Annotated in this window: 24 protein-coding genes; 22 read left to right on the forward strand and 2 right to left on the reverse strand. The window is 58.7% G+C overall.

Going from position 1 to position 21,609, the window contains the following annotated elements; all coding sequences use genetic code 11:
• Window positions 1–176 precede the first annotated feature (176 nt).
• Window positions 177–401 carry a hypothetical protein gene (locus ACRQ1B_RS28855; RefSeq protein WP_432297773.1) on the reverse strand — a complete coding sequence of 75 codons (225 nt, stop codon included), beginning with the start codon at window positions 399–401 and terminating at the stop codon, window positions 177–179.
• Between the two features lie 200 nt (window positions 402–601).
• Between ACRQ1B_RS28855 and ACRQ1B_RS28860 the strand changes: the two genes are divergently transcribed.
• The 13 genes from ACRQ1B_RS28860 to ACRQ1B_RS28920 all read left to right on the forward strand — a co-directional run bounded on the left by ACRQ1B_RS28860 (window position 602) and on the right by ACRQ1B_RS28920 (window position 9,329).
• Window positions 602–1,033: a P27 family phage terminase small subunit gene (locus ACRQ1B_RS28860; RefSeq protein WP_432297774.1), complete on the forward strand. Its 432-nt coding sequence runs from the start codon at window positions 602–604 to the stop codon at window positions 1,031–1,033.
• Window positions 1,017–2,834 (forward strand): terminase large subunit, encoded by a 1,818-nt coding sequence (locus ACRQ1B_RS28865; protein ID WP_432297775.1) that lies wholly within the window; start codon window positions 1,017–1,019, stop codon window positions 2,832–2,834. The genes ACRQ1B_RS28860 and ACRQ1B_RS28865 overlap by 17 nt, the downstream gene beginning before the upstream one ends.
• Window positions 2,831–4,153 (forward strand): phage portal protein, encoded by a 1,323-nt coding sequence (locus tag ACRQ1B_RS28870; protein ID WP_432297777.1) that lies wholly within the window; start codon window positions 2,831–2,833, stop codon window positions 4,151–4,153. Before ACRQ1B_RS28865 ends, ACRQ1B_RS28870 begins: the two co-directional genes overlap by 4 nt.
• Complete coding sequence (locus ACRQ1B_RS28875) at window positions 4,143–4,727, forward strand: HK97 family phage prohead protease (RefSeq protein ID WP_432297779.1); 585 nt, start codon at window positions 4,143–4,145, stop codon at window positions 4,725–4,727. The genes ACRQ1B_RS28870 and ACRQ1B_RS28875 overlap by 11 nt, the downstream gene beginning before the upstream one ends.
• Window positions 4,728–4,789: 62 nt before the next feature.
• Window positions 4,790–6,073, forward strand: a complete 1,284-nt coding sequence (locus ACRQ1B_RS28880; protein ID WP_432297781.1) for a phage major capsid protein — start codon at window positions 4,790–4,792, stop codon at window positions 6,071–6,073.
• Between the two features lie 62 nt (window positions 6,074–6,135).
• Window positions 6,136–6,381 (forward strand): hypothetical protein, encoded by a 246-nt coding sequence (locus ACRQ1B_RS28885; protein ID WP_432297782.1) that lies wholly within the window; start codon window positions 6,136–6,138, stop codon window positions 6,379–6,381.
• Window positions 6,381–6,965, forward strand: a complete 585-nt coding sequence (locus ACRQ1B_RS28890; RefSeq protein WP_432297783.1) for a head-tail connector protein — start codon at window positions 6,381–6,383, stop codon at window positions 6,963–6,965. Before ACRQ1B_RS28885 ends, ACRQ1B_RS28890 begins: the two co-directional genes overlap by 1 nt.
• A gap of 11 nt (window positions 6,966–6,976) precedes the next feature.
• The gene (locus tag ACRQ1B_RS28895; protein ID WP_432297784.1) at window positions 6,977–7,177 is read left to right on the forward strand and encodes a hypothetical protein; all 201 of its coding nucleotides are present in this window, start codon (window positions 6,977–6,979) and stop codon (window positions 7,175–7,177) included.
• Window positions 7,170–7,508: a phage head completion protein gene (locus ACRQ1B_RS28900; RefSeq protein ID WP_432297785.1), complete on the forward strand. Its 339-nt coding sequence runs from the start codon at window positions 7,170–7,172 to the stop codon at window positions 7,506–7,508. Before ACRQ1B_RS28895 ends, ACRQ1B_RS28900 begins: the two co-directional genes overlap by 8 nt.
• On the forward strand, window positions 7,508–7,924 hold the full coding sequence (locus ACRQ1B_RS28905; RefSeq protein WP_432297786.1) for an HK97-gp10 family putative phage morphogenesis protein: 417 nt from the start codon (window positions 7,508–7,510) through the stop codon (window positions 7,922–7,924). The genes ACRQ1B_RS28900 and ACRQ1B_RS28905 overlap by 1 nt, the downstream gene beginning before the upstream one ends.
• A complete protein-coding gene (locus tag ACRQ1B_RS28910; protein WP_432297788.1) occupies window positions 7,921–8,364 on the forward strand; it encodes a DUF3168 domain-containing protein in 444 nt (147 codons plus the stop codon). Before ACRQ1B_RS28905 ends, ACRQ1B_RS28910 begins: the two co-directional genes overlap by 4 nt.
• Before the next feature lie 36 nt (window positions 8,365–8,400).
• A complete protein-coding gene (locus tag ACRQ1B_RS28915; protein ID WP_432297790.1) occupies window positions 8,401–8,847 on the forward strand; it encodes a phage tail tube protein in 447 nt (148 codons plus the stop codon).
• Window positions 8,844–9,329, forward strand: coding sequence for a gene transfer agent family protein (locus ACRQ1B_RS28920; protein WP_432297791.1), 486 nt, complete (start codon window positions 8,844–8,846; stop codon window positions 9,327–9,329). Before ACRQ1B_RS28915 ends, ACRQ1B_RS28920 begins: the two co-directional genes overlap by 4 nt.
• Window positions 9,330–9,503: 174 nt before the next feature.
• On the opposite strand, the gene ACRQ1B_RS28925 is transcribed toward ACRQ1B_RS28920, so the two are convergent.
• Window positions 9,504–9,737 carry a hypothetical protein gene (locus ACRQ1B_RS28925; protein ID WP_432297792.1) on the reverse strand — a complete coding sequence of 78 codons (234 nt, stop codon included), beginning with the start codon at window positions 9,735–9,737 and terminating at the stop codon, window positions 9,504–9,506.
• A 75-nt stretch (window positions 9,738–9,812) separates the two neighbouring features.
• On the opposite strand from ACRQ1B_RS28925, the gene ACRQ1B_RS28930 reads away from it, so the two are divergent.
• The 9 genes from ACRQ1B_RS28930 to ACRQ1B_RS28970 all read left to right on the forward strand — a co-directional run bounded on the left by ACRQ1B_RS28930 (window position 9,813) and on the right by ACRQ1B_RS28970 (window position 21,550).
• Window positions 9,813–12,488, forward strand: coding sequence for a tape measure protein (locus ACRQ1B_RS28930; protein WP_432297793.1), 2,676 nt, complete (start codon window positions 9,813–9,815; stop codon window positions 12,486–12,488).
• Window positions 12,488–13,108 (forward strand): hypothetical protein, encoded by a 621-nt coding sequence (locus tag ACRQ1B_RS28935; RefSeq protein ID WP_432297795.1) that lies wholly within the window; start codon window positions 12,488–12,490, stop codon window positions 13,106–13,108. Before ACRQ1B_RS28930 ends, ACRQ1B_RS28935 begins: the two co-directional genes overlap by 1 nt.
• A gap of 6 nt (window positions 13,109–13,114) precedes the next feature.
• Window positions 13,115–13,747, forward strand: coding sequence for a DUF2163 domain-containing protein (locus ACRQ1B_RS28940; protein WP_432297796.1), 633 nt, complete (start codon window positions 13,115–13,117; stop codon window positions 13,745–13,747).
• A gap of 256 nt (window positions 13,748–14,003) precedes the next feature.
• Window positions 14,004–14,408, forward strand: coding sequence for a DUF6950 family protein (locus ACRQ1B_RS28945; RefSeq protein ID WP_432297798.1), 405 nt, complete (start codon window positions 14,004–14,006; stop codon window positions 14,406–14,408).
• Window positions 14,408–16,852 carry a phage tail protein gene (locus tag ACRQ1B_RS28950; RefSeq protein ID WP_432297800.1) on the forward strand — a complete coding sequence of 815 codons (2,445 nt, stop codon included), beginning with the start codon at window positions 14,408–14,410 and terminating at the stop codon, window positions 16,850–16,852. Before ACRQ1B_RS28945 ends, ACRQ1B_RS28950 begins: the two co-directional genes overlap by 1 nt.
• 6 nt (window positions 16,853–16,858) lie before the next feature.
• On the forward strand, window positions 16,859–18,400 hold the full coding sequence (locus ACRQ1B_RS28955) for a hypothetical protein (RefSeq protein WP_432297801.1): 1,542 nt from the start codon (window positions 16,859–16,861) through the stop codon (window positions 18,398–18,400).
• A gap of 14 nt (window positions 18,401–18,414) precedes the next feature.
• Window positions 18,415–20,115 carry a hypothetical protein gene (locus tag ACRQ1B_RS28960; RefSeq protein ID WP_432297803.1) on the forward strand — a complete coding sequence of 567 codons (1,701 nt, stop codon included), beginning with the start codon at window positions 18,415–18,417 and terminating at the stop codon, window positions 20,113–20,115.
• The gene (locus tag ACRQ1B_RS28965; protein ID WP_432297805.1) at window positions 20,116–20,559 is read left to right on the forward strand and encodes a hypothetical protein; all 444 of its coding nucleotides are present in this window, start codon (window positions 20,116–20,118) and stop codon (window positions 20,557–20,559) included.
• A 106-nt stretch (window positions 20,560–20,665) separates the two neighbouring features.
• Window positions 20,666–21,550, forward strand: coding sequence for a glycoside hydrolase family 19 protein (locus ACRQ1B_RS28970; protein WP_432297807.1), 885 nt, complete (start codon window positions 20,666–20,668; stop codon window positions 21,548–21,550).
• The last annotated feature ends 59 nt before the right edge of the window (window positions 21,551–21,609 follow it).

Here is a 21,609-nt window from a genome sequence, read left to right on the forward strand (position 1 = left end):
CGGTCTCGATTGAGAGACATCGCTTCAAGGCCAGTGCGACAGCTATGTTTGAAAGGCGACCCTAACCCGGTCGCCTTTTCGCGTTTATGGGTATGAGGAACCAACGATCGGCCGAGGCCGAAGAGTACCGAGGATGGTACAAGCTTTATCGTTGGGTGAAGCTCCGCAAGGCACAGTTAGAGGCTGAGCCGTTCTGTCGGTTCTGCCGGCAGCAAGGGCGGCGAACGCCTGCCACGGTTTGCGATCACGTTGATCGCCATCACGGCAACCCCGAGAAATTTTGGAATGGTCCATTCCAGTCGCTTTGCAAGGCGCATCACGACGCAACGAAGCAGGCTGAGGAACACCGGGGCTTCTCGACGGCGACCGGTCTCGATGGCTGGCCGATCGACCCCCGGCATCCCGCAAATCGGTGACCTGACCCGAGTGTGACTGAAATGTCACAAGGGGAGGGGGTGGGGTCGATCTCTAGACCCCCTCTGACCCTAGACCGGCGCCAACCCTTTCTGTGTAGAGAGTTGGAATTGAAGGCAAAAAGCCACTCTTTTCATAGGGATAGATCATGAAGGGCCGAAAGCCTTCCAGTGAAAACGTTGTCCCGATGACGGATGACGAAGGGCGCGGCGGCGCTAATTTCGAAGCGCGCTCACGTCAGCGCGCCAAAGAGCTGAAACCGGAAGGCCTCCCGCTTACGGTTTCAATGATTTGGGATCGGATTGCGCCGCCGCTCTGTGACCCTCGGGTGAACCGCCTGAAGGAATCGAACCTCTACATGTTCGAACAGCTTTGTTTCACGATCGACCGGCACGAAAAGCTGCGCGTCGATGTGAGCGACAATGGCGAGACCTACGAAAGCGAAACCCGGAACGGGACACAGCTTAAGAGCCGCCCGGAAGTCGGGCAGCTCAACGAAACGTGGCGGCAGATACGCTCTCTCGCCAGTGACTTCGGTATGACGCCTTCGGCCGAGCGCGGCCTTCAGGGAGGCGGCCAGTTAGGGTTTGACTTCCCGAAAGATGACGGTTTCGATTGATGTTGAGTTGCCGGATGTCACCTACGATGACGATCCGGTAACCGCTTGGGCGGTGGATGTGTTGCGCGGCGATGTCGTCGCCGGTCCTCACATACGCAACACGTGCCGCCGGCACCTTCGCGACCTTCGCGACGGTCCCGATCGCGGCCTATTCTGGGATTTGGCCGAGGCCAAAAAGCGCATTCACTGGTTTCAATCGAAACTCTATCTCAACGGCGGCCAGTTCGAGGGCCGCAAGTTTCGCCTCCATCCGAGCCAAGCTTTCCGCGTTGGATCGCTTTACGGGTGGAAGTGGGCCGATACCGGCCTTCGTCGTTTCAGGCGTTTTTACGATGAAGAGGGCAAGGGCAACGGCAAATCGCCTTTGCTGGCCGGTATCGGCATCAACATGATGGTCGCGGATGGCGAGCCGAGCGCGGAAATCTATGCCGCCGCCGCCAAGAAAGATCAGGCGCAGGTTCTGTTCCGTGACGCGGTCTCGATGCGCCGGCAGTCGCCCGAGCTGGCGGCCAAGATCAAGACGCAAGGCCTCAATCCCGTATGGGAAATGAGCTATACGGCGAAGGGCGGCGATAAGCGGTTTTTCAAGCCGATATCGTCCGACGCCGCGCAGTCCGGCCCACGCCCTCACGTCGCTCTTTGCGATGAGGTGCATGAGCATCCGAACCGCGAAACCATGGAACTGCTAGAGCGCGGCTTTAAGTTTCGCCGCCAGCCGTTGTTGGTCATGGCGACCAACTCGGGCACAAGCCGAACGTCGGTTTGTTGGGAAGAGCATCAGCATGCGGTGGATGTCGCCGCTGGCATCAAGGATGACGACACGACATTCTCTTTCGTTTGCTCCCTCGACGAGGGCGACGATTGGGAGAACGACCCGTCATGCTGGGTCAAGGCTAACCCGCTGCTCGATGTCACTGTGACAACCGAGTATCTGGCCGGCGTCGTCAAGCAGGCCAAAATGATACCGGGCAAGCGCAACAACATCGCGCGCTTGCACTTCTGCGAATGGACGCAGTCGGTCAACGCGGCCATCAAGCGCGAAGCTTGGACCGCATGTCAGGAGGCGGTTGACCTTGAGGCCATGATTTCCGGCAATTATCGCTGTTTTGGCGGCCTTGACCTGTCCAGAACGCGAGATTTCACGGCTTTGACCCTCATTTGGGTGCTGGATGAGGCCAAAGATGCGCAGAAATTCGCATCAAAAACATGGTTTTGGACGCCCAAAGACACGCTCAAAGAGCGCGCCGAGAAGGATCAAGCGCCTTATGACGTGTGGGCTGATCAAGGGCACATAGAGGCCGTTCCCGGTTCTCGCCTAAAATATTCCTGGCTGGCCGAGGCCATCACCGAAATCTACCGGAAATTCGAACCGGAAGAGATCGGATGCGACCAATACGGCTTGGAGCAATTGCAGGAATACTTGCAGGACGCGGGTGTTTTCCTGCCGGCGACTATCCATCCGCAGGGTTTTCAAAAGCGGATACTCGACAAAGACAAAGAGGCCGACGACGGCGATCAGGAAATCTACCTGTGGATGCCTCACAGCATCAACATGCTGGAAAACGCCCTCTACGAAACCCGTATGGCGATCGACCCTAACCCGATGCTCGATCGATGCGCGGCCAGCGTCGTCTATGCCGAAAATCGAACCGGTCACCGGATGTTCGACAAGGAAAACGCCTTCGGGCGTATCGACGGCATGGTCTCAAAGGCCATGGCCGTTGGCGTGGCGCTCTGCCGCACGAAGCCCGAGGAAAGTTCGCCTTGGGATGACCCAAACTACAAACACAAGGCGGCATGATGTTCGGAATTAACTTGCCTTGGCGCAATGCCAGCGCCGGGCGGCCCGAGGCGCGTTCCAATCTGGAAAATCCAACGGTATCGATATCGGATGATATGATTGTATCGGTTATCGGGCTGGGCGGTACATCTGCAAGCGGCGAGCCGGTCACGATCGAGTCCGCGCTCGGTGTCCCGCCTTTCTGGGGCGCGGTCAACTTCCTGTCAGGAACGCTCGCGGCCCTCCCTCTTCATCTTTACGAGCGATCGGGGAAGGGGCGCAAGAAGTCGTCGAGGCCGCTCGCAGACCTTCTCCGCTCGAATGTAAGTGAGGATTGCACGTCCTTCGAGTGGCGAAAACATGCGTTTGAGCAGGTTTTTACCGGAGGTCGATCTTACACCGCTATTGTTCGCAGCCGCGACGGCGATGTCATCGAGCTTGTGGCGCTCGATCCGAGCAAAACCAAGGTGAAGCGGATCAATGGCCGGAAGCGTTACGAATACCGTGCCGGCGGAAAAGTCACCTTCTACGACGCCGCTGATGTTATCGACATTCCGTTCATGCTCAAAGCTGACGGCGTGGGGCATCGGTCGCCGGTAGACTCGAACAAAGACACGATCGGACTTGCGCAGGCCGTTACAAAATACGGTTCAAAGTTTTTCCAGAACGGCGGCGTTCCGCCGTTCACGATCACTGGTCCTTACAAGACGCCGGGAGGCGCTGCCCGTTCTGCCGATGATATGACGGCCGCTGTGGTGGCGGCGGCAGCGAAGCGCTCGCTTGCGCTTGCCGTGCCAGCCGGTCACGAAATTAAGCCGCTGGGCGCAGATCCTGAGAAAACGCAGCTTATCGAGGTCAAGCGCTTCATCATTGAAGAGATTGCCCGCATCTTCTCCCTGCCCCCTGTCTTCCTGCAGGACCTGTCGCGAGGCACGTTCTCGAATACGGAACAACAGGATTTGCAGCTTGTAAAACACACGCTGACCCGGTGGGCCGTCCAGTTCGAGCAGGAATTGAACCTGAAACTGTTCGGCCGCGACAATAAAAAGTTCTTCGTCAAACTCAATCTCGACGGCCTGCTTCGGGGTGATTTCAAAACCCGCATGGAAGGTTACGCGCGTGCCGTCCAGTCCGGCCAGATGACGCCGGATGAAGCCCGCGAGATGGAGGATAGACCGCCGATCGGCGGCGCGGCCTCCAAGCTTCACATGCAGGGCGCAATGCTGCCGATCGACAAGCTGGGGCAGAAACCCGCGATCGGCCACAACGGCGGCCCGCCCCTCGACGACGCCGACGATGGCGATCAATCCACGAAAAAGGACGATGATAATGGCGATTGAGCGGGAAACCCGCAGTTTTTCGGGCGCTGAGATGCGGGCCGATGGCGGTGCGGTGAAAGTCAGCGGTTATGCCGCCGTCTTTAATGAAGTTACCGATATCGGCGGTTACTACCGCGAAGTGATCAAGCCGGGTGCATTCACCGAAGCTCTCGGCCGCGACGATGTCGTGTTTCTGATCAATCATGACGGCTTGCCTCTCGCCCGCACACGGTCCGGGACGCTGAAGCTTACGGAAGACGCAAAGGGCCTTTTTATGGAGGCCGAGCTTGACGCGGAAGACCCGGACGTAAAGTCGATCGTACCGAAGATGAAGCGCGGCGACCTCGACAAGATGTCTTTTGCGTTCTGGCCCGACAAGCAGACGTGGGATGACAACGTGCATCCACCGCTGCGCAGCATTGAGAAGCTACGGCTTCATGACGTGTCGATCGTCACCACGCCGGCTTACGACGGGACCGATATCGGCCTTCGCAGCCTGCAGGAATTTCGCGCCAAGGCGCAAGAAACTCTTTCCGCCGGGGTGAACGCCGTTCGTCGCCGGATGAAAGGCAAGCTGGCCCGCTTTCTGGGCTGAACCTCCCGCCTAAGCAGCCAGACGCTGCCAAGCACCCTTTCCCGAAAATCGAAGGAACTACTATGACCGAACAGCTTAAGAAGCTGCGCGAAGAGCGTGCGACTATCGTTACCAACGCTCGTTCGAAGTACGATGAAATCAAGGCGGACACCCCGGAAGCACGTGCAGCCGAAATCGAACGTGAGTTCGACGCCATGATGGCTGACGTGGGTAAGCTCGATGCCAAAATCGAGCGCCTTCAGACCCTTTCCGACGCTGAAAACCGTGGCCGTCAGGCGGACGGTAACCGCCCGATCCTCGACGATGTGACCGGCGATGATCAGGAAGAGCGCGCAGACGGCGACTCGGCGGAATATCGCGAAGTGTTTTCGCGTGTTCTCCGTTTCGGCGCGGCCGAGCTTTCTCCCGAAGAGCGCGGCATTCTTGCGCGCCACCGCCCGACGAACATGCGCGAAATGCGTGCGCAGGCTGCAGGCGACAATGTCGCGGGCGGCTACACCGTTCCGCAGGGCTTCGCCGGCAACATTGATCAGGCAATTTCGACCTGGGGTCCGATGTGGGATGGTAGCATCGTCGAAGAGCTGACCACCACGACCGGCAACCGCATCGCATATCCGACTGTCGATGACACGGATAACGAAGCTGGTGACAAGGCGGAAAATGAACCTGCGACCGATGACGGCTCGGACGATGTCGAATTCGGCGGCAAGGGCCTCGACGCCTACATGACCTCGACCGGTATCGTTCGCATTTCGTTTGAGCTTCTGCAGGACTCGGCTTTCGACATCGAGGCGGTACTGAAAAGCATTTTCGGCGAACGTATGGGCAAACGCGCAAACCGTCGCCTGACCATCGGTACCGGAAACGGCCAGCCGAATGGCATCGTCACGGCTTCCGGCCTCGGTAAGACGGCGGCTGCGGTCGATGCGCTCGTGGCTGACGAGGTTATCGACCTGTTCCATTCGGTCGATGCTGGTTACCGCCAGTCGCCCAAGTGCCGTTTCCAGTTCAACGACAAGACGCTTGCCAGCCTCCGCAAGCTGAAGGATGGGCAGGGCAATTACCTGTGGCAGATGGGCGATGTCCGCGTGGGCGCGCCGGATCAGCTTTTGGGCAAGCCGTACTCCGTCAACAACGCCATGGCCGATGTTGCCGCTGGCGCAAAGCCGATCATCTTCGGCGACCATAGCCGGTACATCGTCCGCAAGGTCGGCGGGTTCAACGTCCTGACGCTCCGCGAACGTTACGCCGAGGCCCTGCAGGTCGGCATGATCGGCTTTGCCCGCTTTGACGGCGAGCTGCTGAACAACAACGCCGTCAAGCACATGGTGATGAAGGCCGCGTGATCTTCGGTTTCGCGTGGCGGGCGGCTTTCTGTCGCCCGCTTTCGAAGTCGAAGGAGAGGCCAATGACCGTAAAAATCAAACTTCTGGTGTCCCGTGTCGGTCCTACCGTCAACGACGCGCCGGGTGATGAAATCGAAGTAGACGAGGACACGGCGATCGCCATGTGTGAAACAGCATCCCCGCCGCAGGCCATTCGTGTCGGTAAAGGCTCCGGGCCTGAAAAGGCGGTTCCGCCAAGGCCGACCGCACCGGCCGTCACAAAGCCCCAAAAAACCGCGCGGCCAAAGCCTGAAAAGGCGGTGCGCTGATGTGGGCCGGCGTTTCCGTTCTGGAGCGCGCCACGGCCGAGCTGGTGCCGATCGATACCTTGAAAAAATGGTTCGCGATCGAGCATGACGACGATGATGCGATTTTGGCCCAAATGCTGCGCGGTGCAATCGCGCGGATCGATGGGCCAGATGGTATCGGCTATGCGATGATGCGCCAGACTTGGCGCAAATCGCTCGATTGCTTTTCGTCATGCATCCATCTTCCGGGTGCGCCGGTCAAAGGCATCCGCGCCGTTTCGTATGTCGATGATGCGGGCGAGCTGAAGACGGTCAACGAGGATGTCTATCGTCTCGATGCCGATCGCGAGCCGGCGCGGTTGACGCCAGCGCCGGGCAAGTCGTGGCCGGCGGCCGCTCGGGTGCCGGGTGCGGTCAAGGTTGATTACTACCTTGGTGAAGAAAACGCGGCCGAGGTCAGGGCGGACCTGATTGATGCTGTCACGCTGATCGTAGGCCATAGATATCAGCACCGTGAAGCGGCCAGCGCCGGCAAGGTGGAAACCCTTCCTCTCGGCGTCGAGTGGATTTTGAACGAAAACGCGCGGTGCGCGGTTTCGGCATAGGAGGGCGGAACATGGCCAAACAGGCTTCGCATGTCCGTTTTCTCGATCGCTTTGATTACCGAGTTCCGCGCAAAACCGGCGTGACCATGGCCTATAAGGCTGGGTGGTCGGGGGCGGTTACACGGGATTGCGCAAACAAAGCAGTCGCCGCGAAAAAGGCCGAGCGCATTGCGCCGCCCGATCGGCCGCGCAAAGGGGGCGGTGATGGTTAGTGCCGGCGAGCTGAAAGAGCGTGTCGCGTTCGATGAGCGCGAGCAGGAAAAAGGCGAGGGCGGCAACTGGCAACACAAGTTCGTTGAGCGTTTCCAGCGTCGCGCGAAATTCGTTTATGCCGGCGGCGGTGAAAGCATCATGGCCGAGCGCCTGCAGGGCAAGTCCACTATGAAGGTTCGCCTTCGGAAAGACTCGAGCACAAGGGCGATCACCGCTGACTGGCAGATGCGCGATGTCCGGCTTGGCACGGTCTACGCCATTCGCGAGGTTGATGCCGTCACGGTGCCGGGTGAGGTTTATCTTGTTGTTTCCAGCGGGGGTGCGTCCTGATGGCGATGATGAAACTTGTCGGCATGGAAAAACTTCGCCGCCGCCTGGAGCGCATACCTGATGAGGTTCGCAAGCGGACCAAGGCCGAACTGATGCTGCAGGGCCGCGAAATCAACATGCTCCAGCGATCACTTGCGCCAAAAGAGGATCTGACGCTTGCGTCAACAATCCGCTCCGAGCCGCTTCCTGACCCGGAAATCGGCGTGGTGATCCGCGCAGGTGGTCCGGCGACGACAAAGCCGGTTCGCGAAACCGAGGGCGCTCCTGAATACGACTATGCACTTGCGCAAGAGTTTGGGACCGAGGACATGCCGGCAAATCCGTTCTTCCTGCCCGCCATCAAGGTCAAGCGGAAGTCTGCCCGCAACAAGGTCCGCGCTGCAGCTCGGCGCGCTTTGAAGACGGGGGGCAAATGAGTGATCCGCAATGGGCCGTGCAAGTCGCGCTTGTCAAAAGACTCGAGTCAATCGCTACGGCGGCCGGCGAACGTGTTTATGACGATGTCCCGCCCGAGGCCGATCGGATCAATGCGACCGGCGCGGCCTTCCCTTACATCTCGCTCGGGACCGGCTCGCTTGTCCCGATCGACGAAGAGCATTTCGACCGATCGCGCCTTGAGCAGGAAATCAATGTCTGGTCCCGCGCGGTCGGTTTTTCAGAGGCGAAAGGCATTGCTGGCGAAATTCGCTTGGCACTGCATGAGCAAGACCTTTTGATCGAAGGTCATGTCGTCGATCGGATGAGGATCGAGGATATCAACCAAATGCGCGACCCTGACGGGAAGACCCGCCGCGTCCGTATCTCATTGTCGGTCGAGACTCAGCCGGCCAAGCCGGCCGTCGCGCCGGCTCCCTAAACTTCCCCTTACAATCTGACATGGAGGATCGTCTTTATGGCGACCAAGAAGCTATTGCTTCAGTTCGGCGATGGTGCCGAGCCGGAAGAGTTCGCGCATGCCTGCACCATCAACACGTCGCAGGATTTCACCGTCGAGGCGACGACAACCGACGCGACGAAGCCAAATTGCGAAAAACCAGATGCGCCGGGCTGGGTTCTGCGCTCGGTCGATACCTTGTCTGCGAGCATCAATGGTGCTGGCACGATGGACCCGATGAGCTTCGGCCGTCTTCGCGATGTCCAGCTTGATACCGAGGGCGACTCGGGCGGCGGCCTCAATGCCCGCGTGCTGATGGACCTTCCGGCCGCGCAGGGTGGCGGCTGGTATGAAGGCCGTTTTATCATCACGTCGCTTGGCGTAGCGAAAGAGGGCAAGGGTTACGTCTCTTGCACCGTCGCGCTGCAGTCTGACGGCGAAGTCAAATGGGTTGCCGCAGCATGACAAGGGCGGTTGAACTGTCTTTTGGCGGGAGGTTCCGGCCTTTCCGTCTGGACATCGGCGCGCTTCGTGAGCTGCAGGGGCTTTGCAACGCCGGCCCTTCGACCATCCTTGCGCGCCTGATGTCGTTTCAGCCGCAGGCCGCCAATCTTCGACGGCCCGAACCTGAAACATATACACTCGGGGCGGCTGATCCTGACTTTCTGGCTGACTTCAATTCATACGCCATGCTTCGAAGCATCGGCGGCGATTGGAGGATCGAGGATGTCCGCGAGACGATACGCCTCGGCCTGATCGGTGGCGGCGCTACGCCTTCTGATGCGTCGGTCGCCGTCATGACCTACGTCGATCAGGTTGAGCGGTTTCCGATCGTCGATAATATTGGCATTGCGTCGGCCGTACTCATCCATGCCTTGACCGCCCCGGAGGGCGAGAAGGTGGGAAAGCCGGCAGCCGAGACGACGACGGCGGCGACGACCGCCTAGTTTTCTCGGTTTACTACGGCCTCGGGGCTGTCATGCACATGTCGCCAGCCGAGGTTGACCGGATGCTTTTATGGGAGTTCGCGGCCTGCGCCGACGGTTTCGCGAAAGCCAATGGTGCGGAAGATAAGGTCGAGGCTCCGAGCATCGAAGAGCATCAAGCTATGCTCCAAAAGCTTATTCCTCGGTCGTAATCGTTTCCCTGCCGATCAGCAACAAAACAGCTCCTATCAATGATGCCGTCGCCAGCATGATCAAGATTGTTGGCGACGGCATAAACGCGGCCTTTCCGGCCATGTCGGCAAGCCGCTGCTCAAAGCGCGCGCTCGGGTCCGACATGCTGGGTGGAAGCGCATAAAATGCCGCGATCGGCGTAGGCACGACAAACAGCACCGCGCCAAGCTTCCCCAAGGCTGTCAGCCTGTATCTCGAAATTCTCATTTCGAATCCCCCTTCAGAATTTCCGCGCTCGTAACAGGAATCATTATGGCCGTCACCCTTGATGAGCTTCGCGCAGTCATGCGTATGGAGCTTAACCCGTTCATGAAAGACCTGCAGAAGATGAACGGGGTCAATGCGCGTGCCGCCCGCCTAATGGAGTCCACGTGGCTCTCCACAAATAAGCGCCTTGATAATATCGGCCGCAACATGGCCGCTAGTCTGACAGCTCCCCTGCTTGGTATTGGTGCGACCCTGTCTGTCGATGCTGTCGCGCATTACGCCGATGCCTGGACGTCTGCAAAGAACAGCCTAGCGGTTGCAGGCGTCGTCGGCGAAAACCAGATTTCCGTTCTCGATCGCCTCTATAAGTCTGCGCAGGATAATGCCGCACCGTTGGGCGCTATGGCTGATCTTTTTGGAAAGGCCGCGCAGGCAAGCGACAACCTCGGGGCAAGCCAGTCGGATTTGCTTAAGTTTTCCGATGGCGTTGGTGTTTCCCTGCGTGTCGCCGGCACCTCGGCCGGCGCGGCTTCGGGCGCGTTGACGCAGCTCGGCCAGCTGCTCGGCTCGGCCCGAGTGCAAGCGGAAGAGTTCAATTCGGTCAACGAAGGCGCGCGCCCGATCCTAATCGCGGTCGCTCACGGTCTCGATGAGGCCGGCGGATCGGTCAACAAGCTCAAGCAGCTTGTGAATGACGGCAAGGTTTCAGGCCAGCAATTCTTTCAGGCGTTCCTCAAGGGCCTGCCTGAAATCCAGAAAATGGCCGGCAATGCAACGCAGACCATCGATCAGGGCGTTACGAAGGTCACCAACGCTTTCACCAAATACATCGGCCAGACCGATGAAAGCCTTGGCGCAAGCCAGCGCCTGGTCGTAGGTCTCAACGCCCTTGCAGATAATTTCGATAGTACAGCCGATGTCACCTTGAAGCTTGCAGCGATCATTGCCGGCGCGCTTGTGGGCCGCTCGATCGCCGGCATGATTGCAAGTCTCGGTCTTGGGACGGCAGCTCTCGCACGCTTCATCATTGCTGCTCGATCGGCCGCCACAATATCGGGTCTAGCCGTCCAGATGGGCGGCCTTTCCGCTGCGGCTGGCCCTCTTGGTGCGGTCGTGGGTGTGACGGCCGTTGCGGCGCTGGCGTTGTTTGCTTCGTCGTCGGGTCCTGCGGAAGAGGCGGCCGGCCGCTTCGAAGAGCGCCTTAAGCGACTGAAGGCCGAGGCCGAGGCCACAGCTCCTAAGGTCGAGGATGCCGGCAAGAGGATCGACGAGGCCCTGAAAAACAGGGCCACGGCTGATGTTGAGGCATCAACCAAGGCAATGGGAGAGGCCCGCGAGGAAGCTTTCAACATGCTCGCGGCCTTTGCGCAGGTCCAAAGCATGAGCCTGATCACGAGTGATCAGTACGCCGAGCTTGCCCGCCTTCGCGATGGGATCGCTAACGGAACAGTTGCCGCTGAGGATGCGCGCCAATCGCTCTTTAAGATGGCAAATGCCGATTACAATTTCCAAGAGGTCGCCGATGCGATCGGTCCGGTTTTGGAACGGCTGGCGCAAGTGGTTGCCGGCGCGAAGCAGGCGAAGGGCGAGCTTGATGCTCTTTCCGGCTCGACGATGTCAGAGCAGCAAAAGGCGGGTTACAAACAGTATGCGGCCTCTCGTCAGCAAGGCGAGGAAATGTTGAGAATTGGCCGTGAATACGCGGCCGAAGCGCAGCGCCAAAACTCTTTGAGCAAAGATCAGCTCGCCACCGAAAAGGAAATTGCGGAAATCCGCAAAGACCTTAAGGAAAAGGGCGGCTTCCTCACAGAGGCCGATATCAAGGCACAAGCCGCCGCCAACATCGCGGCGGCCGAGGCGCGCAGCCAATCCGGCAAAAAGACATCGGTCAAACAAACGGCCGATAGCCGGTTTGACGCTGATATTCAGGCGGTGCGCGATCGCACGGCGGCGCTGATCGAAGAGCAGTCCATTATAGGGCTGACCTATCGCGAGCAGGAAAAACGCCGCATGGCGCTCGACCTCGAACAGACGGCGCTTGCCGATCTGCGCGAGGAAGCCCGCCGCAAAGGCCAGACAGACCTTGAAAACATCAAACTGTCTGCCGATCAGCGGGCAAAGATCGATGAGGCCTCGGCCGCCTACGCTCGGCAAGCCGATGTCTTGCGCGAAGTGCAGGAAGCGCAGAACCGCGCCGACGATGCATCCCGCGAGTTCTACGACTCTTTCAAGGGTGCGGTGTCGGACGCGATCACCGGGGCGAAATCACTTGGCGATGCTCTAAAGGGTCTCGCGAAACAGTTCGCCTCAATGCTTTTGAGCCGTGGCCTGGACGGGTTGTTTCAGCCGTCCTCGGGCGGTTCGGGCGGCGGGATGTTCGGTGGCATTTTCAACGCCATCGGCAGCATCTTCCGTGCTGACGGCGGTCCCGTCGTCAAAGGTCAGCCATACATTGTTGGCGAGCGCCGGCCGGAAGTGTTCGTGCCGAACGAAAGCGGCCGGATCGTGCCGCGTGTCCCGTCCGCACCCGTCATGCCCGACATTTCACAGATGCGGGGCGGCGGGCCGAGCGTGTCGATCGATGCCCGCACCACAATCCAAGCCAGCGGCAATGAAAACACTGACGCAAAGCTTATGGCCTTCCAGCGCCAGAGAGACGCCGAGCTGCCCTCGAAAGTCGTCAAGGCTGTCAAGGAAGCACAAAGACGAGGTGACCTTTAATGTCGATCATGTTTCCTCGCGAGCTGCCGGCCGTTCGTTATGCTGCCGGCGCTGACCCGGTGCTTGACGACGGCGTGACGGCATCCCGTACACGCGGCCGGCTGACCAACTTTTCTCAGGTGGTCGCGCCAACGTGGAGCGTAACACTGTCAACTCTCGGGCTGGTCTACAGCCAGTTTTCCGAGGTTGAGGCGTGGTGGCTCTCCCTTCGTGGCGGAACGGCATCCAAGGGTGTCATTTTCCGCCATCCTCACATGCGCTACCCGTTGGCGCATCTGACCAATCCAGCGCCGGCCGAAATCAATGGCCGTCTGGTTTCAGTGACTGAAGGCAATCTGTTGAATGTTGCCGATGTTGCTCCGGGCCTGATCTTGTCGATCGGCGATGTTGTCGGCCTTCAAGTCGAAGGCCAGACCTATCGCGGCAAGGTCATAGAGGTGTCCGGTGTCGGTTCCGCCCGCTCGATCCGGGTTGAGCCGCCGCCTTATCGGGCGGTTGCGCAGGCTAATGCGGTTGTTCGCTTTACGAATATCCCGCTTTTCATGCGGCCAGTTCCGGGGAGTTTTTCGGCTCCGCGATCGGGACGGTTTTACAACGTCACATTCAAGCTGCAGGAATGATTGCCTATGCTTTCGCCAGAAGTGCAGGCCCTTTATGACGAGGGTCGCATAGACGTTCGTCAGATGCTCAAGTTTGCTTTCGGCTCCGGCACATACGGCTTTATCGCCGATCGGTCGGAACTGGTGTGGCAGGGCGTGACCTACATCCCATTCGGGTTGATCAAAGTTTCTGACTTGGAGAGCGGAAACGGAACAACGGCGAATTCGAATTTTACGCTGACACTTGCCGCAAGCCCGGATGACGGCGTTACGCCCGAAAAGCTCAAGCAGATCGAAAATGAAGATTACCGGGACCGCCCGGTCACGCTCTATGACGCGTATTTTCATCCCGACACGAAAGAGCTGCTGCAGGTTGAGCCTGTGGCTCGCGGCTATCTCGATGTCATCGATCATGAGGACGATGACGGTTCGGGTTATGTGCTGATCGGCCGATGTGAAGGCCGCCAGCTCGATTACACGCGCACGAACGGCCGAGTTCGATCGACGGCCGATCAACAACGCCGGTCTCCCGGCGATATGTTCTACCAGTACGCAGGACAGGCCGGACGCATGGAATTGCCCTGGGGTCGCGTCAAGGCGGTGGCCGCTGCGGCCGGCGCGACTGTCGGCACAATCCTTCAATCCCTTCGCACCGGCTAAGCCGGTCGCAACAATCAGAAACAGGTGAGACTATGAAACGCAGGTCATTCCTCGCGGCGCTTTTTGCTGCGCCTGTCATACCCGCCGCGTCGAAGTTAGCGGCCGAAAAGGTCGCGCCGATCGCCGAGGCTTTGCCGCAACCGTCGCCCTTCCCTCTCGCGGATGTTGGAACGGTCACGGCGGGCGTCATCCGGTCGGCAGATGGTCGATCGTTGATTGACCTCAATCGCGGTGTCATCACATTTTTTGACGCCTGATGCGTGTTCCGGGATGGGAAGCGCACCTAAGCGCCGTCATTGCTCGGCATCAATCCTTGCCGGGCGTGTGGGGCATGTCGGACTGCTTCATCATTGCTGATGATGCCGTGACCGCCCTTACCGGCCGTGTGATGTTCACGAAAGCGCGCGGCTACAAAACAGAGATTGGCGCGGCTCGAAAGCTGCGCAGTCATGGTTTCGCAAACCTTCGCGAGGCCTTTTCCTCCTGCTTCACTGAAATCCCGCCCGTGCTGATGCAACGCGGCGATATCGGCGTCATCGAGATTGATGGCCGGTTTTCGGGTGGCGTCCTGACATCGATCGGCTTTGCAACGCGGCCCCATGGCGGGCCGGTGGTTTTCGTACCGCAATCGCAAGTGACCGCAGCTTTCAAGGTTGAGTAATGGGCTTTCTAGCGCCGGTCTTTACATGGGTTGGCGGCTTCCTCGGTACGGCGCTGGGGAAAGCTGTCGTCGGCCTCGGGCTAAATTATGCTCTCGCCAAGATGGAGCAGCGGCGCGCGAAAAAGGCGCAAGCCGCCGCCTCGGGCGTAAGCCTGACCGTTGAGCGCGGCGAGGATGTTAGCCGAAAGGTGCTTGTCGGCCTGGTCGGCATTGCCGGCCATGACTGCTACTCCAACACCTATGACAGCTCAAACAAGTGGTTGGAAAACGTCTATGTGTTTTCCGACTATCCTTGCGACGGCCTGTCTCGCATCTGGGTCGGCGGAACCGCCCTCGATCTTGCTGTTGAGGCGTCCGACACGCATTCCATGACCTTGCGTGTGGCGTCCGGCGAGTATGCCGGCCTGATGTCGTTCCGCTTTTATTACGGAACGCACACGGCGGCCGATGCTGGCCTGATACAGAATTCCAATCCTGCCGGTCGCTGGACCGACAAGCATCGCGGTTCTGGCACCTGCTACATCATCGCTCGCATGCTGTACGATCAGGAAAAGCTTTCGCAGTTCCCGACGTTCTTTTTCGAGGTTCGCGGTGCGCGCCTTTACGACATCCGTAAAGACTCGACGGCCGGCGGCTTCGGCCCGCATCGCTGGGGCGATTATTCGACCCATGAATACAGCGATTGCCCGATTGTGGCCGACTACAATTATCGACGTGGCTTCGTTTGGGGTGCTGATGCAACCGGGCGGCCCGATCTGTTCTGCGGCATGGATATGCCGGCGTCTGATCTGCCATTCGACAAGTATGTGACCGCCTCGAATATCTGCGATGAAATCGTGGATGGTGAGCGCCGTTATCGATGCTCGATCATTCTCGATGCCGGCATTGAGCATCGCGGCAACATCGACCCTCTCATGGCGAGCTGCGGCGGCATTGTCATTGATGGCGTCGAGGGGTCGTGGCCCCTGATCGGTAGCGAACAGCCGATCGTCGCGACCTTTACCGATGACGACTTCGTGGCCGGCGAACAGGTTCGTTTCCGCCGTTTCCGATCGCAGTCGGATTTGATCAACTCGGTTTCCGGCACCTATTCAGAGCCGGGCAACATGTATTCGCCTGCAGGCTATGACGTGCAGACGAATGCGGCGACCGTGGTCCGCGATCGCCGATCGCGTGATGTCCCGATCAACTTCCCGCAGGTTTCGTCGAAGCGGCAGGCCAACCAGCTCGCCAGCATCTATTTCAACGAAAACCGGTTCGAGAAGACGGCCGATATTGTTCTTCCGCCGCGCTTTCGCAGTTTGAAGGCTGGCGATTGGGTGGCGTGGGACAGCGAGGATATCCACCGTCGCGGGGTCTACATGATCCAAGGGCGAGCTATACGCGCGCTCGATAGTGACGGGCCGCGCAACCTCGCGCTTTCGCTTCAGGAACGGTCAGGGGAAATCTATGCCGGTACGGGCACGCTTGCTCCGGTGTTCCCCCTCCCGATCGGGCAGCCCGTCTTTGTCAATGAGCTGCAGGATCTGCAAATTATCGCAGTTCTCGGCCGTAGTGCTGACGGGCGGACGGTCCCGGCCTTCCGCATTGCCTGGACAAAGATCGATGATGTTACTGTTGATGGCGTCCTTTTCCGTTGGTGGCACAAGGATCAGCCGGAAAACAAATTCCAGAGGCAGGCCACAGCGCGCGACAATATCCTGTTTATTCAGGAAGGCATTCTGAGCGAGACGGAATATGTCTTTGACTACGTCCTTATTGCTCCGACGCGCACAACGCTTTGGTCCGAGCGTTTCACGGTCAAGTCGCTCGATGGCGGCAATGACGATCGCGACGTTTATCTTGCTGACCTCGATAAGAGCATCCGTGACGTTCTAAGCGGCCTCATGGCCGAAATGGATGATCAGCGGCCGCTCTTAGAGAGGTTGCTTGCCAACTTCCAGCATGAGGCTCTTTCCTCGGAAATTGCACGTCGCCGGCTGCAATCGTCTGTCGATCGATCGACGGCATTCTTTCAGGAAGAAATTGCCGTCGTCACCAATGCCGTCGAGGCGGCGGCTGCGCAGGTCACGACGATCGGCGCGTCAGTCGGCGAAGTTTCAGCGAACGGCTTGGTCAGGTTCGCCGCTGCAGCCAATGCAACGGGCGTCGATGCACGCTTTGCTGTTGCGATCCGAGGGAGCGTCAACGGCGCTTTCAAGGAAACGGGGTTCTTCCTCGAGCTTTACACGGTGGGTGGCGTCCAGCGCAGCCGCTTTGCGGTCTCTGCTGATCAGTTCGTCATTTCCAACGGTGACGCTCGTTTCCTGCCGATCGTGTTCGAAAACGGCGAGCTGAAACTCGCTATCGCCAATATCGGCACGGTCACGGCCGGCGTCCTTCGCTCTCGTAACGGCAAGATGGTCATCAACCTCGACGCCGGCACAATCGTCATTTCATCGTGAGGTTCTATGACCCAAACCATGATGGGCACCGATTATGCCGGTGTCGAATGCATCAAGATTACGCGTGATGCATGGGACCCGGTCAACACGCCGGACGCTGATCGATGGAAGTTCCTCTATAACTCCAAGTGGTCGAAGGATGTTCGTGTTCAAGCTGTCCGCGTCGGGTGGCTCGGGCTTCCGAAGGGCTTCAATACGGTGGAGTCGAATTGGGATGTTCTTAGTTCTGGCCCGCGCAGTGGCGAAGTTTATCCGGCCTTTGAGCTGATCAAGTCCAATCTGTTCGGGATGGGAAAGGGGTTGGCTTACCAGCTCCCCCTTTTCCAGTCTCTCGAAACGGATGCCAACGGCTGGTATGTCGGCCGCCGCTCGGTTCGATCATTCCTCGGGACGCAAGAGGACACGCAAGTCGATGCTGTCAGAGAAGGGACTTACGGCGTTGAAGACATCATCTATGCGAGCGGGACGGAATTTCGAATTTCGGTCGGGCCGGCTGCGGAGTCAGGCAGCTATTTCACGTTCGCCGCAAACCAGTCGATGGCGTACGCCTTCCCGAACCGCAAACTGATGGTGTGGAACCTGCCGGGCGATGATGCGCCCGTGCAAAATGGGCAACCGCTCGCGCCTGTTCCGGGCCAGCAGCAAATTTTGATTGGCCCGAATTTTCTCAGAGTTGCGAAAACCGGCCACAACGCTGCGACGGCGACAGGAACGCAACTGGCGCTGGACACGTCTCAGGTTCCAGCAAAGGTCCTCGCCGCTCGGGATGTTCTTGTGCCGTCTGGCTTGAGCGCCGTTCCGATCGGTTATCCCGTACCGCCCAACTGCGTTATCGACTGCCATTTCTATAAGGATGGCGACCCGATCTATTATCCGTCTGGACCCTACGGCGAGATAATCGGTGCCTACTACCGCCTCAACGGCAATGTCGTCGAGTTCAATAACCCCGGCGGTGCTCTTCGCGCTCGCTTCATCGTTCTGGCTTCAGACAACACGCCTGCAACTGCCGGGGCAAACAACGTCCTTCGGCAGTTCAGCGAAAACGGTCAGGATGTCGTGCAATTCTTACGGCCGGGTTCTGGAAATCCGCCAAGCTTCGCTGACATCGCCTTAGATAGCCGATGGCCAGCCATGCAAATCTTGCGGGAAGATTATCTGCCTGTCCCTGACGGTTACAACGTCAGCCAGACTGTAAATTTCGACGCTGCCGGGATGTTTCCTTTCGTTAAATTTGTGACCGTGCACGGCGCGGGCGTGATGGAGGGCTTAAGGGCTGCGACCACCCCGAAGATGATCCGGCTCCCGCGCGTGACGATGTGGAACCGAACGGGCGGTACAAGTGGCGGGTGGCCCGGTGGCAAGATCATGGGCGGCGATAGCTGCTTCTGTCAGTACAACACCAATTCTGTCACGTTCTGGACTTCGCGCGGATCTCCGAAATATCAGGCCCGCTACACCCGGCAGGGCGGCGCGGCCGAAATTCGATCAACCTATGATGAAATCCCGATTGCGGGCATTCGCTACTATGTCTTCGGCATAGCCATCTAAGGACAATCCTCAAAATGACTTCTTCATATCGAGCAGGGTCTGTTACCCTGACGAAGGGCAGTGCTGTGGTTAAAGGCAACGGCACGGCCTGGCTGTTGAGCAACATCGCGGGCGGGAATGTGATCGTCCAAGCGGGCGGCAATATCCTGCCGATCGATACGGTCGATACTGACACGCAAATCACGGCCGAGCTGGAATGGGTGGGTGAAAGCGGAACTTACCCCTACAGCATCCAGCGCGATACGGCCTACCTAAAGACTCTCGATCGCAACAGCGACAACCTCGCCTATCTGCTAGACGAGCTGCGCAAGGGCACGGCGTTCAAGTATGACGCGAGCGGTTCGCTCGCTGATAAGGCGCTGTTCGATGGCCGCACGAAGGGGTTTTCCTACCTTGTCCTCGCGGGCGACGTGGCGCAGCTTTATGTAAAGCGAACGGACGCCATTGCTGATTGGGCCGGACCGTATGCATATGGAACCGGACCGCGCGGAATTGAAGGGCCGGCCGGCTTCGTCCGGTTCCGAGGCGATTATTCGGCCATCCAAACATACGCCCGCAACGACGGTGTTTATCGTGACGGGTCATCATGGGTGGCGCTACAGGACGTCCCGGCCGGTCAGCTTCCGCCGGCCTTACCTGTGACAGCTGATGCCTATTGGTCGTTGCTTGCGATCAAGGGTCGCGACGGCAATGGGGCCGGTGACATGTTGGCGTCGATATACGACCCACAAGGCCGCGGCTCAGATGTGTTCGACGCCTTGGATAAGCGATTGCGGTCGGATGCCGCGCAGGCCCTCAATGCCGCTCAGAAAGGCCGCGCTATTGCCAATATCGGCGGTGGCGTTCTCGCCGGGCACCGAAATAAGATCATCAATGGTGATTTCGGTATCTGGCAAAGAGGCTTAGGGATTGGTCCGTTCACCGGAAGCCAGTACACGGCAGACAGATGGTTGGGAATTGCGGGCGCGGGAGATACAATATCTCTTGCAAGATACACGTGGGGGTCTCCTGACAATGGAAATCCTTGGGCGCAGTCTAGGTATGGCATCGCCGTCACTGGTACGGGGGCGAATTCCGAAAAGTCTTTGGTCCAGCCGATAGAGGATGCGCGCACTCTTCAGGGAAAGACGGTCACTCTCACATTCTGGTGTTACAACACCACGGCAGGTAATCTGGAGCTTGCTCCTTTATTCCTGCGCAACTACGGGGCTGGAGGCTCTGCGGGCGAGATTGTCGCTGACTCAGGCACTTTGATAGCTGCGCCAAACACATGGGTCAAATTCAGCAGGACGTACGTAATACCGCTGACGACTGGCAAAGTCATAGGGGACGGTAGTTCTCTGACCGTCTATCTTCTTCGAAACAACTTTCAAGGGACCGTCTACCTCTCAAGGGTTTCAGTGGTGGAAGGGGATGCTACGGCTGAGGCTGACCCGTTCACCCCTCGGCACCCGCAGCAAGAGCTGAGCTTGTGCGAAAGATACTTTCAAATACTGCAGTGCGTCATAGACCCAGCGACCCAGTACCGGACGGTGTTGTGGCGAACCAAGCCAAGGGTTTCTCCATCTCTATCGTATGCAGCCGACGCTGCCTCAGCGGCATTTTCCGGGAGCATATTCTCCCCGCCGCCGACGGGTGGGTTTGGAGAGGGTCTCTATATCTATGGGCCGAATGTGGTGGCTCAGGTCACTATTTACGTTGGAGCAGAAATCTAGATGAAGGTTTATGGATACACCCTACACGGAATGATACGCGCCGATCTTGGAAACGGTGTGGAGTTTACTGATGTTCCTGACGACATGTCCAATTCAGACCGCTGGAAAATTTGGGATGAATGGGAGATGGGTCCGCCAGACTTGCAGACTGGCGAGCGGGTGCGGATAAACACTATCCCATATCATGCTGATCCTGCTCCCCTTGTGTCGCTAACCGCCCGTCAGCTCCGATTGGGCCTAGTCAGTCACGGCGTGATGCTCGATCGCGTTGAGGCATCGATCGCCGCTATCCCTGACGCGCAGGCTCGATCCATGGCGCAAATCGAATGGGAATACGCGTCGCAGTTCAATCGTGATCATCCGCTCATTGCGGAGGTCGGTAAAGCTCTTGGTCTAACTGACGCGCAGATCGATGTGATGTGGACTGTCGCTCTGGCGCTATGACGCCCTGATACTCGCCGATCGGCGGGTATAGCTTCAGGCCTAGCCTGATCTTTTGCGCCTACTGGCGCGCCCTCCCCTCTTAAAATCAAATCAGGAGATATCCGAAATGGATATGACGACGTTCTTCGCTTATGCGAGGCGCGCGCCTTTTGGCGGCCGCCTTAATCAAGGTCAGATCGATGGCATCAACGCGATCCTTGGTCAGTGGCGCTTTTATAACCTGCGTGATCGGCGCGAGCTGGCTTACATCCTCGCAACAATCTTTCACGAGACTGCCGGCCGAATGCTGCCTGTTCGCGAAACCCTTGCCTCTTCCGATGCCAAGGCAATTAAAGCGCTAGACAAGGCTTTCGCGGCCGGCAAGCTCGGGACGGTCAAAGCGCCCTATTGGCGTGTCGATAAGGACGGCAAGAGCTGGTTCGGTCGAGGTGGCGTCCAGATCACCCACAAGGCCAATTACGAGAAGCTCGGCAAGCGCCTGAAGGTTGACCTTGTCGGCAACCCGTCGATGGCCCTTGATCCGGTCATTAGTGCCAAGATCGCAATCGTCGGCATGTACGAGGGCCTTTTCACCGGCAAGAAACTTTCCGATTATTTCAGCCATGACATGGCAAATGCTGAGGGTGCGCGTGTCGTCGTCAATGGGACGGACAAAGCGAAGCTTATTGCGGCCTATTATAAGAATTTCCTCGACGCGCTCGATGCTGCCTATCTGGCGAAATCAAAGGGTGTTCCGGCCGACGTGTCGCCGAAAGATGCCTTGCCCGACAATGTGCCGGCGACATCGAGCAAGACGCTCTGGACTGTCGTTGCCGGCCTGTTCGGTGGATCGGGCCTCGGCGTTGCCAAGGAAGCTGCAGAAAGCGGGGCGACATTGCTTTCCGCTGTTGCCAATCCATGGGCGTTTGGCAGCTTAGCTCTGCTGCTGATCGGCGCTGGCGCGTTTGCGTATATGCTCCATTCCGGGCGTCTCACGATCAATCGGGCCTGACATGTTCGGGGCGGGTGTAAAACTTGCCACGCTGGTAAAGGCCGGCGCGGCGATCGTCG

Source organism: Endobacterium panacihumi (genome assembly GCF_050847465.1).
In the GTDB taxonomy this organism is placed as follows: domain Bacteria; phylum Pseudomonadota; class Alphaproteobacteria; order Rhizobiales; family Rhizobiaceae; genus Neorhizobium; species Neorhizobium panacihumi.